This window comes from Lactococcus sp. AK05, from assembly GCF_041026685.1.
GTDB lineage: Bacteria > Bacillota > Bacilli > Lactobacillales > Streptococcaceae > Lactococcus > Lactococcus lactis.
Window position 1 is genome coordinate 448,810 of the sequence record NZ_JBFTEI010000002.1, and the last position, 15,712, is coordinate 464,521.

14 protein-coding genes, 1 tRNA gene and 1 other annotated feature (1 of these 16 cut by a window edge) are annotated in these 15,712 nt (G+C 37.3%); of the genes, 8 read left to right on the forward strand and 7 right to left on the reverse strand.

The features are described 5' to 3' along the window. Positions 1-141 (forward strand) — a binding site (T-box leader); it begins 94 nt to the left of the window's first position. 104 nt (positions 142-245) lie between these two features. From trpS to lpdA, 8 genes are all read left to right on the forward strand, one after another. After that, entirely contained in the window at positions 246-1,271 is a 1,026-nt protein-coding gene (gene trpS / locus AB6B24_RS06795; protein ID WP_033900570.1) for a tryptophan--tRNA ligase, read from the forward strand. Between the two features lie 116 nt (positions 1,272-1,387). Then, entirely contained in the window at positions 1,388-2,038 is a 651-nt protein-coding gene (locus AB6B24_RS06800) for an HD domain-containing protein (RefSeq protein WP_311804405.1), read from the forward strand. A gap of 80 nt (positions 2,039-2,118) precedes the next feature. Further along, positions 2,119-2,964 carry a glycerophosphodiester phosphodiesterase gene (locus AB6B24_RS06805; RefSeq protein WP_311804406.1) on the forward strand — a complete coding sequence of 282 codons (846 nt, stop codon included), beginning with the start codon at positions 2,119-2,121 and terminating at the stop codon, positions 2,962-2,964. Positions 2,965-3,163: 199 nt separating this feature from the next. Then, on the forward strand, positions 3,164-4,165 hold the full coding sequence (locus AB6B24_RS06810) for a lipoate--protein ligase (RefSeq protein WP_010905078.1): 1,002 nt from the start codon (positions 3,164-3,166) through the stop codon (positions 4,163-4,165). 88 nt (positions 4,166-4,253) lie between these two features. Then, positions 4,254-5,378, forward strand: a complete 1,125-nt coding sequence (locus AB6B24_RS06815) for a thiamine pyrophosphate-dependent dehydrogenase E1 component subunit alpha (RefSeq protein WP_010905077.1) — start codon at positions 4,254-4,256, stop codon at positions 5,376-5,378. Positions 5,379-5,380: 2 nt separating this feature from the next. Beyond that, positions 5,381-6,361, forward strand: coding sequence for an alpha-ketoacid dehydrogenase subunit beta (locus tag AB6B24_RS06820; protein ID WP_311805534.1), 981 nt, complete (start codon positions 5,381-5,383; stop codon positions 6,359-6,361). Then, positions 6,354-7,955, forward strand: a complete 1,602-nt coding sequence (locus AB6B24_RS06825; protein WP_369164363.1) for a 2-oxo acid dehydrogenase subunit E2 — start codon at positions 6,354-6,356, stop codon at positions 7,953-7,955. Before AB6B24_RS06820 ends, AB6B24_RS06825 begins: the two co-directional genes overlap by 8 nt. Before the next feature lie 192 nt (positions 7,956-8,147). Then, positions 8,148-9,566: a dihydrolipoyl dehydrogenase gene (gene lpdA / locus AB6B24_RS06830; protein WP_010905074.1), complete on the forward strand. Its 1,419-nt coding sequence runs from the start codon at positions 8,148-8,150 to the stop codon at positions 9,564-9,566. 70 nt (positions 9,567-9,636) lie between these two features. Here lpdA and AB6B24_RS06835 read toward each other — a convergent pair whose 3' ends face one another. The 7 genes from AB6B24_RS06835 to AB6B24_RS06865 all read right to left on the reverse strand — a co-directional run bounded on the left by AB6B24_RS06835 (position 9,637) and on the right by AB6B24_RS06865 (position 15,687). Next, positions 9,637-9,810, reverse strand: coding sequence for a helix-turn-helix transcriptional regulator (locus AB6B24_RS06835; RefSeq protein WP_230317985.1), 174 nt, complete (start codon positions 9,808-9,810; stop codon positions 9,637-9,639). A gap of 113 nt (positions 9,811-9,923) precedes the next feature. Next, a complete protein-coding gene (gene recO, locus AB6B24_RS06840) occupies positions 9,924-10,679 on the reverse strand; it encodes a DNA repair protein RecO (protein WP_058205599.1) in 756 nt (251 codons plus the stop codon). Positions 10,680-10,888: 209 nt separating this feature from the next. After that, the gene (locus AB6B24_RS06845; protein ID WP_311805537.1) at positions 10,889-12,067 is read right to left on the reverse strand and encodes a hypothetical protein; all 1,179 of its coding nucleotides are present in this window, start codon (positions 12,065-12,067) and stop codon (positions 10,889-10,891) included. A 2-nt stretch (positions 12,068-12,069) separates the two neighbouring features. Beyond that, the gene (locus AB6B24_RS06850) at positions 12,070-13,491 is read right to left on the reverse strand and encodes a GW dipeptide domain-containing protein (protein ID WP_311929527.1); all 1,422 of its coding nucleotides are present in this window, start codon (positions 13,489-13,491) and stop codon (positions 12,070-12,072) included. Positions 13,492-13,659: 168 nt separating this feature from the next. Further along, positions 13,660-14,835 carry a pyridoxal phosphate-dependent aminotransferase gene (locus tag AB6B24_RS06855; protein ID WP_311805541.1) on the reverse strand — a complete coding sequence of 392 codons (1,176 nt, stop codon included), beginning with the start codon at positions 14,833-14,835 and terminating at the stop codon, positions 13,660-13,662. A gap of 150 nt (positions 14,836-14,985) precedes the next feature. After that, a tRNA-Lys gene (locus tag AB6B24_RS06860) sits at positions 14,986-15,058 on the reverse strand. Between the two features lie 107 nt (positions 15,059-15,165). Beyond that, positions 15,166-15,687, reverse strand: coding sequence for a GNAT family N-acetyltransferase (locus tag AB6B24_RS06865; protein ID WP_003132215.1), 522 nt, complete (start codon positions 15,685-15,687; stop codon positions 15,166-15,168). Positions 15,688-15,712 lie beyond the last annotated feature (25 nt).

The following is a 15,712-nucleotide window of genomic DNA, read 5'->3' on the forward strand; positions in this document are numbered from 1 at the left end:
TGTGATTAACTAATAAATTTGATTTAAAAAAATTAAGAATCACGGCCGCTTCCGTTACAGAGCAACTTGTTTTTTGACAAGTTCTAAGAAAATCATTTGATTTTAAATTTACGGTGGCACCGCGCTCAAAGCGCCCGTAGGACTTTTTATAGTTCTATGGGTGCTTTTTTTATTTTTTATTTAGTGTAAACCAGTTTACACTCTTCAATAATCAATCTAATCCACACACACATAAGGAGAACAAAATGACAAAACCAACTATTTTAACTGGAGACCGTCCAACAGGAAAACTTCACATCGGCCACTATGTAGGCTCTTTGCAAAATCGTGTCAAAATGCAAAATGAAGATAAATACAATATGTTTGTCTTTTTAGCTGACCAACAAGCTTTAACTGACCATGCAAAAGAACCTGAACTCATTCGTCAATCTGTCGGTGATGTTGCCCTTGACTACTTAGCAGCAGGTCTTGACCCTGAAAAATCAACCATTTTCATTCAAAGTCAAATTCCTGAACTGGCTGAACTTTCAATGTATTATATGAATTTAGTTTCACTTGCCCGCCTTGAACGCAATCCTACTGTAAAAACAGAGATTGCACAAAAAGCTTTTGGTGAATCAATCCCTGCCGGCTTTTTAGTGTATCCAGTTTCTCAAGCTGCTGATATTACTGCTTTTAAAGCCACTCATGTTCCAGTCGGAAATGATCAAAAACCAATGATTGAACAAACACGAGAAATTGTTCGCTCATTTAATAATGCTTATCACACAGATGTTTTAGTTGAACCAGAAGGAATTTACCCTGAAAATGAAGCTGCTGGTCGTTTGCCTGGACTTGACGGAAATGCCAAAATGTCTAAATCTCTTGGAAACGGAATTTTCCTTGCTGATGACATGGACACACTCAAGAAAAAAGTGATGTCAATGTATACTGACCCTGACCATATCAAAGTTGAAGATCCTGGTAAAATTGAAGGAAACATGGTTTTCCATTATCTTGACGTTTTTGGTAAAGCTGAAGATGCAGAGCAAATTGCTGAAATGAAAGCCCAATATCAAGCGGGTGGGCTTGGTGATGTGAAAACAAAACGTTTCCTTCTTGATGTTCTTGACCGCGAACTTTCACCAATCCGTGAACGTCGTATTGAGTTTGCACAAAATATGGATTACGTTTACGATATGCTTAAAGCAGGCTCACTTAAGGCCCAAGCTGTAGCCAGTCAAACTCTTGATGAAGTCAAGTCTGCTATGGGAATCAACTATTTCAAATAATTCATTTTCAAATTTTACTTCCTTAGCCTTACTAATCTTGAGGATTTACCAGTTTACACTATTTGGTTTTAGTTGACACTGGTGTAAACTCAAGTCATTTATTTTGGAGATTTAACTTGATTGATTTAAAGAAAATTAAAAGATTTGCTCAAGAAATTCATGATAATAATAATGATGGACATGGCTTTGACCATATTGAACGGGTCGTTGCTCTTGCTCAAAAAATTTTACTGACAGAGCCGTCAGCAAATCAAGAACTTGTTCTAGCAACTTGTTATTTACATGATACTTATGATGAAAAATTAACAGATGATGTTCCTAAACAAAAAGCTAAAGTTGCGCAATTTTTAAATGAGCTTAAAATTGATAAAAAGCTCATTGATGAACTTTTTATGATTATTGACAACATGAGTTTTTCAAGTAATTTAATTGAGAGAAAAACACTCTCTTTGAATGGACAAATTGTGCAAGATGCTGACCGCCTTGATGCAATGGGAGCTTGGGGGATTGTAAGGACACTTGAATATGGTTGGGCAAAAAATCGAGTCTTTTACGACCCAAATCTGCCACCTTTAGATTACAATTCTAAAGAAGACTATCATAGTCAAAAAAATAACTCCACACTCAATCATTTTTATGAAAAATTATTTTTGTTAAAAGATTTATTAAATACAACCGAAGGAAAAAGACTAGGCGAAAAGCGTGATAAAATAATGCACCTTTTTGTCAGCCAAATCGAAGAAGAATACAAGGAAACTCATCTTTAATTTTTACTGACAGACCCTATCAGTGCTTATTTTATGGCCTTGTCAGTAAAAATCATTCCCAAATCGAAAGGAAGTGACTAATGTCCGGCTTCACAAAAATAGTTTATAAACTTCATAATTTTCTTGACAGAAATAAAATCAAAAACAATTTGAAATTCAAGCCAAGCCTCACTTCTAAAACATTGGTTTTTGCTCATCGTGGGTCTAAATCCAACTGTCCAGAAAATACATTGGCCGCTTTTCATGAAGCTGTTCGTGTCCATGCTGACGGAATTGAGCTTGATGTCCACTTATCACTCGATAATGAATTAATTGTTATTCACGATGAGAAAATTGACCGGACAACAAATGGTAAAGGTCTTGTCAAAAATATGAATGCTATAGATTTAAAGAAATTTGATGCTGGTTCTTGGTTCAATCCAAAATTTACTGACGAAAAAATTCCAACTTTGTCAGAGGTTTTAAAATTACTGACAGATCTATCATTTACTGGTTATTTAAATATCGAAATTAAAACTGATAAATTTGACTATCCCGGAATTGAAAAAAAGCTCTCAGAATTAATGACAGAAACTAAATGGCCTTTTAGCTATATTTATAGTTCGTTTAATTTCGATTCATTAAAAAAAATACACACTTTTGATTCAAGGGCTGAAGTTAATTATCTGACAAAAAATCTTTTGACCCTAAAAAGTCATTATAAAGGCAGCTCAACAGATTTTATTTCAGGAATTCATCCCCGAAGAACCTACGCCTTCAAGCACCCACTTCTTCTCAAAAGTTCAAAAAGACCCCTTCGTCTTTGGACAGTTAATCAAGAAACAGAAATACGACAAGCTTTTCAACAACATGTCGCTGGAATCATCACCGATTTTCCGGAACGTGCCCTCGAAATTCGTCGAGAAATCCAAGACCAGTCAAAATAGACTGGTCTTTTTTTCATCTATCACAAATGATATCTATTTCACAATATTTTGAGGTGAAAATCACATAGCACAGTAATTGTAAGCGTAAAGCATTTCTCTTTACATTTTGTTTCACAAAGGGTATAATTAAATCGTGCGTGTTATTTTGTCAAACTTGTTTGACAAAATAAGCACAAGGATTTGGAAGGGATGCATAAACATGCAATTTATTAACTATCTAGGTCAAGACGCTTACACAAATATCGCGATGGACAGCTGGCTACTTTATCACCTAAAACCAACTGAGCCTGTTTTTGCTTTATGGCAAAATAAACGTGCAGTTATTGTGGGGCGCAACCAAAACACTTTTGCTGAAGTGAATCAAGACTACATTGACAGTCATGATGTTCAAGTTGTTCGTCGAGTATCTGGCGGTGGTGCAGTTTATCATGATGAAGGAAACATCTGTTTCACCTTTTTTGTTCCTGTCGAAAATTCTGGCTCTGTTAACTTTAAAAAATTTGTTCAACCGATGTATGAAGCACTCCATGCTGTTGGAATCAAAGCTGAAATCACTGGACGCAATGACCTTGAAGTTGAGGGTAAAAAGATTTCGGGAAATGCCCAACGCTATGCTGGAGGTTATTTGATGCATCACGGAACCCTCCTTTGGGACACTGATGTTGAAGCAATGATTCGTTCTCTCAATGTTTCTGATGAAAAATTTGTCAGTAAAGCGGCTAAATCAGTTCGCGCTCGTGTGGGAAATATCAAAGATTTTGCCCCTGAGGACTTAACCTTAGATAGTTTTATTGACGCATTAAAATACTATCTCACAGACGAAGGAAAAGATGGTGAATTAGTTTTAACTGATGACCAACTTAGCTCAATCAAAAAAATACGAGATGAGCAATTTGCGACTTGGGATTGGAATTATGGCGAATCACCAAAATTCTCCTTCCAAAATCACGCTAAATTTACCGGTGGAGCCATTGATATTCAAGTCAATGTTGAAAATGGTAAAATCACTGAAATTAATTTCCAAGGAGATTTCTTAGGCGTTCGAGATTGGCGAGATATCAAAGAGCAATTTATTGGTCTAGAATTTGAACCTTCAGCAATTCTTGAAGTCCTTGAAACAAATAAAGAAGGACAATATTTTGGAACAATTCAAAATACTGAACTTTCTGAAATGTTCAAAGCTGACTACCGAACAGATTAAGTTATTTCACAAGCATAACCTTAGGAAATTTCTCCAAAAAATGATAAATTTCTAATTATAGACACATAAAATAGAAAGGGAATCTATTATGTCAAATTCAGAACAAATCTTAGATTTCAAAGCGCAGCTAGAACTGCAAGACACTACATTTCCAATGCTTCAAATTCTTAACGAAGAAGGAAAAATTGTTGACGAAGATGGTCTTAAACGTGCAGGACTTTCTGATGAAAAACTCGTTGAACTCTTTAAAAGTATGCTTTTTGCACGTCAAGTTGACATTCGTTCAATGAAATTAGCTAAACAAGGACGTATGGGATTCTTTGGACCTCACGCTGGCCAAGAAGCTTCTCAAATGGCCTCATCATTCGCTTTCACTGACGAAGACTGGCTCTTCCCAGGTTACCGTGACTTGCCACAAATTTACGCAAAAGGTTGGCCAATTTGGAAAGGTCTTCTTTGGTCTCGTGGACATCAACTTGGTAATGAGTACACTACCGATGATGGTAAACCTGTAAACTCATGGTTCCCACAAATCATCATTGGTGCTCAATACGTTGAAGCTGCTGGTGTCGCACTCGGACTCAAAAAACGTAAAAAAGATGCTGTAGCTTTCGTTTACACTGGTGATGGTGGTTCTTCACAAGGTGATACTTATGAAGGAATTAACTTTGCTGGAGCTTATAAAGCCCCACTTGTCGCCTTTATCCAAAATAACGGCTATGCAATTTCGACGCCTCGTAGTCTCCAAAGTGCTGCTCCTCATTTAGCTGCTAAAGGTTGGGCCGCAGGTGCTCCTTCTATCGTAGTTGATGGAATGGACGCGATTGCTATGTATCTTGCCTCTAAAGAAGCTCGTGCTTGGGCAGTAGCTGGAAATGGTCCCGTTGTTATTGAAGCAATTACAAACCGTTTAGAACCACACTCAACAGCTGGTGATGACCCACTTCGCTATCGTACTAAAGAAGATATTGAAGCTTGGTGGAAAAAAGAACCTCTCGTTCGTATGCGTAATTTCCTGACTGAAAAAGGACTTTGGGATACAGAGAAAGAGGAAGCTTATATTGCTGAACTTGATGCAGGTATTGATGCCGACATTAAGAAAGCCAATAATGTTGAAAAACAAAAAATTTCTAGCTTCATTAAAAATACACTTGAAGTGCCAAGCCAAGCAATGGCAGAACAAATTGCAAAATTTGAAAGCGAGGGCAAATAAGAATGGCAGTAAAAACTTATATTGCAGCAATTACAGAAGCGCTTGATTTGGCGCTTGAAAAAGATAAAGATGCACTCATTTTTGGTGAAGACGTTGGACAAAATGGTGGGGTTTTCCGTGCTACTGATGGTCTGCAAGCAAAATATGGAGAAGAACGTGTTTTCAATACTCCACTTGCTGAATCAGGAATTGGTGGAATGGCAATTGGTCTTGCAACACAAGGTTTCCACCCAATTATGGAAATCCAATTCGGAACCTTTATCTTTGAAGTTTTCGACTCAATTGCTGGACAAATGAGCCGGACACGTTATCGTTTTAATAACACACGTTCAAATAATATTGTCGTGCGTACGCCTTATGGAATCGGAACTAAAACACCTGAAATGCACGCGGATTCAATTGAAGGGCTATTTTCACAAATCCCCGGAATTCGTGTTGTAATGCCTTCAAATCCAGCTGATGCTAAAGGATTATTGTTGGCTTCAATTGAAAATAACGACCCTGTTATTTTCCTTGAAAACCTTCACCTTTATCGCTCACTTAAAGGTGAAGTTCCTGAAGGTTACTATACTACACCACTTGATACTGCTGCAGTCGCTAAAGAAGGCTCTGATGTTTCAATCATTGCTTATGGTGGAACAGTTCCACTTGCTCTTAAAGCTGCTGAACAACTCGAAAAAGATGGAATTAAAGCTGAAGTCCTTGACCTCAGAACAGTTGCTCCTCTTGATATTGTGTCAATTGGTAAAACAGTTGAAAAAACTGGGCGTGTGGTCGTTGTTCAAGAAGCTCAACGTACAGCCGGTATCGCAGCGAATGTCATGGCCGAAATTTCAGAACGTTTTGTTTTGAACCTTAAAGCGCCAATTGGACGTGTTAGTGGTCCTGACTCAATTTTCCCATTTGCACAAGCAGAAAATGACTGGGCAGTTAAAGCTGAAGATATTGTGAATAAAGTTAAAGAGGTGGTTGACTATGACTGAGATTTTTAAAATGCCTGATATTGGCGAAGGAATGCACGAAGGAGACATTGCCAACTGGTTAGTTAAAGTTGGAGATGTTGTTAAAGAAGATGACCCAATTGCTGAAGTACAAAATGATAAACTTATGCAAGAAATTCTCTCTCCTTATTCTGGTACCGTAACAAAACTTTTCGTTGAAGCTGGAACAACTGTAGAAGTTGATTCTCCTTTGGTTGAGTTTGATGGTGACGGTTCAGGCTCTTCTGCAGATACTCCTGCTGCTCAAGAAACAGCTAGTTCTGAGACTGCTACAACTGATGCACCTTCTGGAGAAGCTCAAATCTTCACGATGCCTGATATTGGTGAAGGAATGCATGAAGGAGATATCGCCAACTGGTTAGTTAAAGTTGGAGATGAAATTAAAGAAGATGATCCTGTTGCAGAGGTTCAAAATGATAAACTCATGCAAGAAATTCTTTCTCCATATTCTGGAAAAGTCACTAAACTTTTCGTTGAAGCTGGAACAACTGTAGAAGTTGGAGCTCCTTTGATTGAGTACAATGGAAATGGGGCTGCTCCAGCAGCTGCTAGTCCTGCTCCAGTCGCAGAAGCACCTAAAGCAGCTACTCCTGCTACTAGTCCTGCAAATGCTCCATTGACTAAAACAACTTCTACTGGTCACATTCTTGCGATGCCTTCTGTTCGTCATTATGCACGCAAGGCTGGTATTGATTTAAGTCAAGTTCCTGCAACTGGTCGTCACGGCCACACAACGTTGGCCGATGTTAAAGCTTTTGAATCTGGCAATGTCGCTCCTGTCTCTCAAACAGCACCAGAAGCTGCTCCAGCACCTAAGGCTGATAAACCAGCAGCTCCTGTTGCTGAAAAAGCGCCAAGCGTTAAAGCAGGGACTGGTGATCGACGTGAAGCAATGAATCCAACTCGTAAAGTTGTTTCTAAAGTCATGACTGCTCAACATACACACATTCCACCAGTAACAAACTTTGACCAAGTTGAAGTTTCTAAACTCGTGAAACACCGTGCTGTCTTTAAAGAAATTGCTGCAAAACAAGATATTAAATTAACTTATCTTGCTTATGTTGCTAAAGCGTTGGCTACTACTGCTCATAAATTCCCAGATATCAATGCTTCTGTTGACTATGAAAAACAAGAAATTGTTTATCATGAACATGTCAACCTTGGAATCGCTGTAAATGCTCCAACTGGTTTGTACGTTCCAGTGATTCATGAAGCTGAAACTAAATCAATTCTTGAGATTGCTAAAGAAATCGCTGAATTAGCCACTGCTACACGAGAAGGAACACTTAAACCTCAACAAATGCAAGGTTCAACAATTACAATTTCAAATATTGGATCTGCTCGTGGTTCTTGGTTTACACCAATCATTAATGGTTCGGATGTCGTAATTTTAGGACTGGGTTCAATCGTTAAAGAACCAATTGTTAATGGTGAAGGCGAAATCGTTGTGGGACAAAACATGAAATTGTCTATGACTTATGACCACCGTTTGATTGATGGGATGTTGGGTCAAACATCACTTAACTACTTGAAATCTCTATTGGCTGACCCTGAGTTCATGCTTATGGAAATCTAATAGGCTGTAATAAATGGTGCTAAAGCATCTATTAATTACAGGCGAGTCTCCTAGAGAATACTCGCTAATTGTCTTATTAGTAAAGGAACGAAAAATATTGTTTTCGTTTCTTTCTGTCATAGATTTAAAAAACTAGTTTACAGTATTGTAAATTCAAGTTAACACTAATGTTTACAAGAAAGAGGATATATTATGGTTGTTGGTGCACAAGCAACAGAAGTTGATTTGGTTGTTATTGGTTCAGGCCCTGGTGGTTATGTTGCAGCCATCCGTGCGGCTGAACTTGGTAAAAAAGTTACAATTATTGAAAAAGATAATGTTGGTGGGGTTTGTTTAAATATTGGTTGTATCCCATCAAAAGCATTGATTAATATTGGTCATCATTACCAAGAATCTTTGGAGGAAGAAAAAGGAGAAAATCCTTTTGGTCTTTCTGTCGGAAATGTTAAATTAAACTGGGAATCTGCCCAAAAATGGAAACAAGATAAAGTTGTCAACCAGTTGACAGGTGGCGTTAAAATGCTACTTAAAAAACACAAAGTTGACGTGATTCAAGGAACTGCAGAATTTATTGATAACAATACAATAAATGTTGAACAAGAAGATGGGTTCCAACTTTTGCAATTTAATGATGTGATTATCTCAACTGGTTCACGTCCTATCGAAATTCCTTCTTTCCCATTTGGTGGTCGCATTATTGACTCTACTGGTGCTTTGTCACTTCCAGAAGTTCCTAAACATTTGATTATTGTTGGGGGAGGAGTTATTGGTTCTGAGCTTGGTGGAGCTTACCGTATGCTCGGTTCTAAGATTACAATTGTTGAAGGTTTGGACCACATTTTAAACGGGTTTGATAAGGAAATGTCTGATATCATTGCTAATCGCGTTAAATCTGCTGGTTCTGAAATCTTTACTTCAGCAATGGCTAAATCAGCTACTCAAACTGATAAAGATGTAACTTTAACTTTTGAGGTTGACGGAAAAGAACAAACAGTGACTGGTGATTACTTACTCGTTTCTGTTGGACGTCGTCCAAATACTGATTTAATCGGCTTGAACAACACTGATGTTAAATTGACTGACCGTGGTTTGATTGAAGTTGACGATTCTTATGCAACTAATGTTCCTCACATTTATGCAATCGGTGATGTGGTTCCTGGTCCAATGCTCGCTCACAAAGCTTCTTTCCAAGCTAAAGTTGCTGCTGCTGCGATTGCTGGAGCTGAGGACGACGTGGACTTACACGTTGCTTTGCCTGCTGTAGCTTATACAACAACTGAATTGGCAACAGTTGGAGAAACGCCTGAATCAGTTAAAGACCGTAAAGATGTTAAAATTTCTAAGTTCCCATTTGCTGCAAATGGCCGTGCCATTTCAATGAATGATACCACTGGTTTCTTACGTTTGATTACTGAAACTAAAGAAGGGGCCTTAATCGGTGCTCAAATCGTTGGCCCTGGTGCATCTGACTTGATTTCTGGTTTGTCACTGGCGATTGAAAATGGATTGACTTCTAAAGACATTTCATTGACTATCCAACCTCACCCAACACTTGGTGAAGCGATTATGGATACAGCTGAATTGGCTGATGGCTTACCAATTCACGTTTAATAAAATTAAAAATCACTGACAGATTTGTCAGTGATTTTTTCTATGGATAAATTTACTAACGGAAAATCTGTCAGTAAATTTTTGTAAGTGTGATATCAGATTTACCAAGTTCAAAACGTGAAACTTGTTGCTTTGAAGTAATAAGATTTGGTGAATTCTCATAATCTCCTGCAACTTTGGCTAATGACAAATTTTTCATTTCGCGAATTTCACGAAAAACTCTTCCCCATGATTTTGAGTCCATAAATTATCCTCATTTTTTACTGACAGAAATATTTAGAGGTTTCTGTCAGTAATTTTAAGTTTTCCACTGTGGATAAATTTACTGACAGAACTTCTAGCGACTTATCCACAGATTTATTTCATAATATCTGCCCAACCAGACATTCCGTCCAAGAATTTTTTGGATTTGAGATGAATTCCGACATATTCATCATAAAGTCCATCAATAAATTGACGAATTTTTAGTTTCATATCTGCTTTTATCGAGATTTTTTTGAGTTCATCTAAAGATATTTCTTGAAAAAGATTGACCAAATAAATCACATTTGGGTCAAGATGACTCCGTCGTAAATCTTCATCAAAATGTTGGGGACAAAGGCAGCCACTAAATTTATAAGAAAAATCAAAGGGGCCAACGGTTTTATGACAAAATGCACATTCTGAGAAGTTCAATGAAACCCCAAAACGATGAAGAACTTGTAATTCAAAAATGTTAGTCACGACTTCCATATCAAATCCTTGATCTAAAAGCTCTAAACTTCGCTTTAGAAATCCATAAAGCCCTGGGTCGTATTGATTATCAGAAATGGCCGCATCAGCCAAACTTATGATATAAGAAGCATGAGCATTGATGAAAATATCTGAACTAATATTTTTATAAACGACCACTTCACTGACATCCTCGATAAAAGAAAATCCCCCGTCATTAATCGTTGCCGTCAATTTTCCATCAGTAAAAGCTTGTAAGGAACTAGCATAAGGGGATTTTCCAAAATTTTTGACAAAAAACATCCGTTTACCAAAAGACTCTGTAAAAATCTTGACCAATTTATCTTTTTCTTTGTAATTACGACTGTAAAGCACTAGACCTTGAGTTTCGGCATCACGCATGATTTTCTCCTTTCGATATTTTATTTCATTATATCACAAGTCATTCTCTCATATTTGTTAATTAATACCCAAAACTAATGAAATGACAAGCCCTTTTTCATCTACTTATATTTCACGAACGAGTGCTAATTCATCACAAAAAATCACTAACATCTCTTCTAAGAATCATTAGTGATTTATATTTCCATTCTTTTTACTGACAAAAGCCTTTATTTAAAGATTCTTTTACGCATTTGATAAAAGATATATGAAAATACTGAAAAAAGAAGACCAATCAACATAATTGTAAAGGATTCCTTCGCATTATCGGCAGTAGTTGGTAATGCCTTTGCTGTAGAAGTGGCAGAGCTACTGACTTGTGGGACAGCTTTAGAACTGTTTGAAGTTGACGATTGACTTGTCGTTGTAACAGCACTTGAACTTGCGCTTGTTGTAGTAGAAGCCTGAGCTGAACTTGCCATTAAACTGCCACTAATCGAACTCGAAGCAGCGCTTGAACTTGATTGACTTGCTGAGCTTGATGCTTCAGAACTTTGAGAATTTGGAACGGGGTAAGGTGTTGCATTTGCTTGCATTTTTAACAAATAAACTTTCCGGGAAATTTGGCCATTGTCAAGTTTACTATTTTCCTCTGCTTTATTTGTATCGACACGATAGAAGAAGGGAAGATTTTTGTAGTCACCGGGTAAATAACCAACCTGTCCACCCACAAGATAGGTCCATGTCCCCACTTCGGCATTTGTTTCTTCATCAATATAATGAACAACGACTGTCGCATGATTTATTTCGTTTTCATACTCTGCTGTGGAAATGACGGGATATTCATAGTCCGGTGCCTGAGTTCTTGAAAGCTCTGGTCCTCCTTGAGCATCAGAACGCCAATTGGCATTCCGATAGCCCCCCGGAAGCACAACACCATTATAATCTGCCTTAAAAGCTTCTAGCCATTGCCCCATCGTTACCGTGCCCACTTCTTTACCAGAAATAGCATCAATTAAGTGAACAATTGTATTATTATCAGGCTGGGTTGGTGCAGGTGCAGGTGTAGCAGTTTCTGGATACATAGCTATGATTGAAGAGCCCGGATTTGGGTCCTCCTTTGAAACTTGATTATTTGGTGTTGTCAAATTTTCTGTATTATTCTTTTGTATGTCGCTATTTAAACGAGTCATCCAATTTTCTCCAACCTCTGCTGGAAGATCTTGAACAGCTTTTAGAGCTGCCTGAAGATTATCAGAAGTTGGTTCTTCTTCATATTTTACTACAGCATCAGCGGCTTCAAGCATATAGGGTGGAAGTTGACTATTAGCCCCAACTACCAGTGAACCTTGAAATGCTAGAGTTACTACACCCATTGCCACATATTTTTTTAATAATTTAGCCTTCATTTTCATTCTCCTTTTTGACTACATCCAATTACTGTAACTGGTTCCGTTGAACTTCCACTAGCTAATGGGTGTGGATTATTATACACTTTCAAATCACGAATCAACTTTACTTCATTAAATTCATTTGTAGGAAGCACACTATAAGAGTTCTTCGTTCCACTACTCCATACCCACATTAAATCACTATCATTATTGACCGTTGACCAAGACCATGGAGCAACCCCGGGAAGTAAGTGATTAGCAAAGTCCCAATTATTATCTCCTGTATGTGCTACTCCTAAGGCATGTGCCAATTCATGTTCGATAATTTGTGTTGTTCCTTGTAAATCCTTATTAGGAATAAGTAAAGTATTGCTAAACTTAATCTCTCCTGACGTATAGGTTCCTGCCCACCACTTACTCGGCAAATCATCGGAATCTTCAAACACAATATTAATTCTACTAGCAGGTGTTGATGGAGTAGCAGCTACAAACACTCCGGGAACTTTTTTATTCCACCAATCAATTGCTGCTTGAATTTGGGGAACCAATTTTGTTTTTGAAGAATCAAGATAATAAGTAATAGTCCCATCAATGCCATATAAATTTTTAAAAGTAGGAGAGGCAGAACTAATTCCTCTGGAATCAATCCAACACCAAGTACCATTCAAATTGATATGGATAAATGTCGTTCCCTCAGAAAGAAGTACTGATTTATCAGCTAAAACAACTGTACCATGCTGAATTTTAGCTTTTTGATTTGCATTATCTGCGGTATTATCTGTCGCATAAGGGGCAGAATAAAGACCATCATTACGTCCATTTTGATCAATTGCAAAAAGAGTATTCTGAGGATAAACATTCGTTGAGCTAATCGTTCGATAAGTCTGGAGGGGGTCATCAGGACTAATACAAGGATTTTTGCTTGTATCGACTGTGATTGGCAATGTTGAACCTTTTTTGACAAGTACAAGCTGCAAGGCTTGCAATCTCAGAGATTTACTCACCGTTCCACTTGCATTTCCATCCTTAGTCCAGCCAAGCCAGCCATAATTTTCAACTTGCGTCCGATAATAAATATTATAACTGGTTGCCAAATCCCCTGTTAGTGAAACTTTAATGGTTTCCATTCGCAAGGACTTTCCAACCGTACCAGCTATTTGCCCATCACTTACCGCTGGTTGCCAACCAAGACTTTGGCTTTGAGCTTGGTAGTTAATCCCGCCTGAAACAGGCCCTGTAACCGAAATTTTCATAGCTTCCACTCTCAATGTTGTGTCAACTATTCCAAGATTCAAAATTTGATTTTCATTGACTGTTTGACTTGTCTGCCAACCACTATTTTGCATATGTGCTTGACCTGTTAAAGTTTCAGCCTTTGCTTTAATTCCTGAAACAAGCAAAACTAGAAAAGCAAGCAAGAAAAATAATTTATTTTTCTTCATAACTCTATCCTCCATAGGCATGTTATCGCTTTCTTAAACAAAGCTTACACTTTTTCTACCAAAATGTCAATATTTTTTCTTTTTGATTGCTTTTGTAATTTTAAAACAATCTATGTAAAATAAAAAAACCACTTGTTGTTTCCAACTAGTAGTTTTTTTAGGAAAATCTTATCCACGTTTTTTAGTCACATAATCCGTCAATCTTGCCATTGCTTGCTCAATCATATCCATTGAAGCCGCATAAGATAAGCGGACAAATCCTTCACCGTACTGACCAAAAGCGATACCAGGAATAATGGCAACTGCATTTTCTTTTGCAAAATCCACAGCAAATTTGAATGAATCTTGTTCTAAATCAGCTGGAATTTTTGCAAAAATGTAGAAAGCTCCATCTGGTTCAATAATTTTGAAACCAAGGTCTGACATCTTTTCAATAATGTAATCACGACGTTTAAAATATTCTTTTTTCATCGGAAGAGCATCATCAGCGCCATTTTTCAAAGCTTCAATCGCTGCAAACTGTGACTGAGTTGAAGCCGAAGTCACCAAATATTGGTGAGTCTTAATAATCTGTGCCACTAATTCACGCGCTGCAAAGATTAATCCAATCCGCCAACCAGTCATCGCATGCGATTTTGATAAACCATTAAGTACGATTGTTTGCTCAGGTGCATATTCAGCAATTGACACATGCGGTTGGTCAGTATAATTTAGTTCAGAATAAACTTCATCAGCAATCACAAATACTTCATGCTTTTTCAAAACTTCAGCTAAAGCCTTAATTTGCCCCCGATTATAAGTTACCCCTGTAGGATTTGCTGGATAATTCAAAATAACGGCCTTAACTTTTCCCTCACGCTCGACAATCGCTTGTTCAAGCATCTCAGGCGTAAGAACAAAATCATTAGCTCTTGTATCAATTTCAACCAAAGAACCGCCAGCAAGCGTAATTAATGGCTCATAACCAGGATATGCAGGCGCGGGAATCAAAACTTCATCACCAGCAACCAAAATTGATAACAAAACACTAGAAATGGCTTCCGTTACTCCAACAGTAACTAAAATTTCATCTTCTGCTGCATAAGATAAACCATATTTTTTATTCATAAATTCACTAGCTGCCTGACGTAGTTCTAGTAAACCAGCCATTCCAGTATAATGACTTTGATTATTTTCAATCGCCGCAATCCCTGCTTGTTTAACATGCTCAGGCGTATAAAAATCAGGTTCTCCCAAAGTCAACTTAATAATATCAGGAATAGATGAAACCTGTTGGTCAAACTGACGAATCAATGAAATTTCAATTTTATCTAAATTAGGGTTAAATTTTTTTAATAAATCCATAAAACATCCTCTACTTACATCCTGTTCTACTGACAGAAATCTTTTGACAATATTATACACTATTTTCAGACTATTTACTTTACTGACAGATTTCTGTCAGTAAAAAAAGCACTCTAAACTTTTAAAAATTTAGAGTGCTTTTACTATTTATGGCTCGGCAGGGGCTCGAACCCTGGACCCATAGATTAAGAGTCTACTGCTCTACCAACTGAGCTACCGGGCCAACTTACTAGCTTATTATACCGATTTATAGACCAAAATGCAAGAATTTTTATTATTTAAGTCTTAAATATTGAGTTGCTTACAAAGAGTTTTAAACTCAATTGTTACTTAGTTAAAGGCTTCTGAGTAGTGAATTACTCCTGATTTTCCTTCTAAGCCACCGTCAGTTAATTCTTTAATCATGAAGTTCTCATCAGGAACTTCAAAAGGTGCTTTGATTTGATATTGACTTGCTGGTACATAACCAAACTTAGGATAATAAGTTTCATGTCCTAAAATACTAATAAACGGATAATCCAAAATTTTTGCTCTTTTTTCAAGTTCCAATAATACTGCTGCCCCAATTCCTTTACCTTGGTAAGTAGTTAAAACATCAAGAGGAGCTAAGACCAAACCTTTGAATTTTTGTGAGTCACTTACTATCTCTACCTCACTCAAAAGACCGTGACCAACGATTTTACCATCTTCAAAAGCAACAATTTCCAAATCTTTGATATAACCTTCTTCATTACGAATTTTATCAACAAGTTCAGCCTCATTACCATAACCATGTTCTGACTGACTAAAAGATTCACGAATAAGTTCAGTAACTTCTTTATAGTTTTCCAAATTTATTGTTTTAATTATCATTATCTTCCTCTCCTAATAAAATCTC